Origin of the sequence: Prevotella sp. TCVGH, assembly GCF_023522295.1 — a bacterium.
Classification (GTDB): Bacteria; Bacteroidota; Bacteroidia; order Bacteroidales; family Bacteroidaceae; genus Prevotella; species Prevotella timonensis.
Genome location: NZ_QFFX01000129.1, coordinates 1 through 2,119, shown reverse-complemented (window position 1 = coordinate 2,119; position 2,119 = coordinate 1). Strand labels below are relative to the sequence as shown.

3 protein-coding genes are annotated in these 2,119 nt (G+C 39.3%); all 3 read right to left on the bottom strand.

All coding sequences use genetic code 11. The features are described 5' to 3' along the window. Positions 1-1,193 (bottom strand): toprim domain-containing protein (locus DEM91_RS12395; protein ID WP_249859109.1); only part of this gene is annotated, 1,193 nt, incomplete at its 3' end. After that, on the bottom strand, positions 1,190-1,585 hold the full coding sequence (locus DEM91_RS12390; RefSeq protein WP_004339723.1) for a hypothetical protein: 396 nt from the start codon (positions 1,583-1,585) through the stop codon (positions 1,190-1,192). The genes DEM91_RS12390 and DEM91_RS12395, both read right to left, overlap by 4 nt. Then, complete coding sequence (locus DEM91_RS12385; protein ID WP_249859108.1) at positions 1,569-2,042, bottom strand: hypothetical protein; 474 nt, start codon at positions 2,040-2,042, stop codon at positions 1,569-1,571. Before DEM91_RS12385 ends, DEM91_RS12390 begins: the two co-directional genes overlap by 17 nt. Between the last annotated feature and the right edge of the window lie 77 nt (positions 2,043-2,119).

The following is a 2,119-nucleotide window of genomic DNA, read 5'->3' as shown; positions in this document are numbered from 1 at the left end:
CTCTTGCCCGTACCTTCTCCTCCGGTGATGCAGAATAGATTGTCTTGGGTTCCCAATGGGACACCATTCACAGCCACCATCGATTTGGAAATATCAGGAGGGTTTTCGTAGTCTATTTCGCAGGAACGCAACATCATTATTGTTTGTGTGTATAATTCAGAAAGTTTATCCGTAAGCAAAGATTGTAATTCATGTTCCGTCCTCCCCAAGGCAAAGAAGTCAGAGATGTCTTTTTCACTCTTAATTCCTTGAAGAGGCAACTCCAAGTGTAGTACATTATACTGTGCCAATAGTTCCATCTGTCTCTGTGCTTCACGCAGTCCTGTGTCATCCATATCATAAAGCAGGATGATGTGCCTAAAGCGGAGTTGTAGGCTTTCAATGATATTTTCTGGTATAGAAGCCGTTTCACTGTTGAAGCATATCGCATTGAAGCCATGTGCATATAACGAGAGCACATCCTTTTCTCCACCTGTGATAAAGAGAATGTCGCCTTTGGTGGGCAATTGCTCAAATCCAAAGACATAATCTTTCAATTTCTCGCCTCCGTAAAGAAAGCGCAATTTGCTGTACGGACGATATATCTTTATAAAATCTCCCATGATGTAACAGAATATTGGCTCTCCTTTCGTAGAGCTTAGCGTGAACTGTTTACCTTGACAGGAGATGGCTTCATAACTTCGCAGCGACTTCACGCTGTATTGCTTCAATGTTCTGTCCGTTATTCCATATCGTAACCAAAAATTCTTTTCTTCTTCATTGAAAGGTTGTTCATGAATCTTAAACCAGCGTTTGTTTTCTGGAGTTGCAGAAACAGCATTCTTATGTCCTACAGAAAAAGTGCTCATTGTATAACTTCTACTTTGCTCCGATGCGCCTCTGTTTTCTATAGAAATATTGAGTCCCAAGTCGTGTACAATCGTAGCCAGCACCTTTCTAAACTCTGTACGAACATCAAGTCCCATAATTGCGGCAGCAAACCAAAAACAGTCACCAGAATACGCTTCATTACCGAAATCCTTCATACGATAGCATTGCGATTTTTCATCAAAGTATATATTGCATGATGCACGCCTGTCATTATACAGAGGATTGCGAAAATTGCGCTTTGGAACGAAATCTATCGGCATGTAATAATAAAACACTTCCAATCCATGATTGGTTCTTCGTAAAATTTCTTCTTTTAAGTTCATAACTCTTCAAACAAAGTTTGGGGATTATCACCCATATATCCTTTTATAATTCCATCCCTATAGGCATTAAGACGCTGCAAGGCTTCCAAGCGTCGGAACCCCTTAAAAGTTGCACGCCCAGATTTTATAGCAATGTAGACTCCCTTAAAGGGATATACAACATGATTGCTTGATATGTAGCGATAAGGAATCGTATTATTATCTCGCCATCGTGCAAGGGAAGCCTTGGAAATGCCAAGAAGACGAAGAACGTCTGAAGAGCCTAATTCTATCTGTTCCTCCAAAACGGTATAGTCACGTTTAAGCTCCACGATAAACGAAACCACTTGATGCAATTCTTCACGCAGTGTTCTGATTTCATCAAATAGTGAATTATTATTTTCCATTTTCATCTATAGTATTTTGAAGCACTTTTATCAGCCTTTGTAAAAGATCTTCTGTACAGCCATTACTTTCTTCAAGAACTGAAAAGAACAACTCCAAGTAAGGCAAGAATTGTGACTTTTTAATTTTGAGTATCTCCCTCAACACTATTTTGAGTTCAGCTTCCTCTATCGTATGAAAAAGTCCACTATGGTGTACTTGTGGGTTTGCTACCGATTCGACAAGTCCTGCGGGTAGATGAATGACAAGAGTGTCCCTACCAAACGCAGTTGCACATCGCTCTAAAGAACTTAGGCGTATGTCTTTTCCCAACTTGCAGGTCTTTACAAAATTAGAATACTCAAAACCTCCCAAATTAGCTACCAGCTTCACATTAATACAAGTTGATAACATCATGTCAATGGTTGGTTTTACTATGAAAATTCGTCCTTCCTTATTTGATTTACATTCTTTTTTACGAGCCATATAAACCCAAATCGGTCATTAGAAAAAGCTTCTTGTCATTTTCTAATGACCGCCATTAGAAAAACAGCATTGTATAT

What these genes read in the sequence shown, in the direction of transcription:
- DEM91_RS12390 (WP_004339723.1), bottom strand. Translation starts at nt 1,585, where the DNA reads ATGAAAATGGAAAATAATAATTCACTATTTGATGAAATCAGAACACTG.
- DEM91_RS12385 (WP_249859108.1), bottom strand. Translation starts at nt 2,042, where the DNA reads ATGGCTCGTAAAAAAGAATGTAAATCAAATAAGGAAGGACGAATTTTC.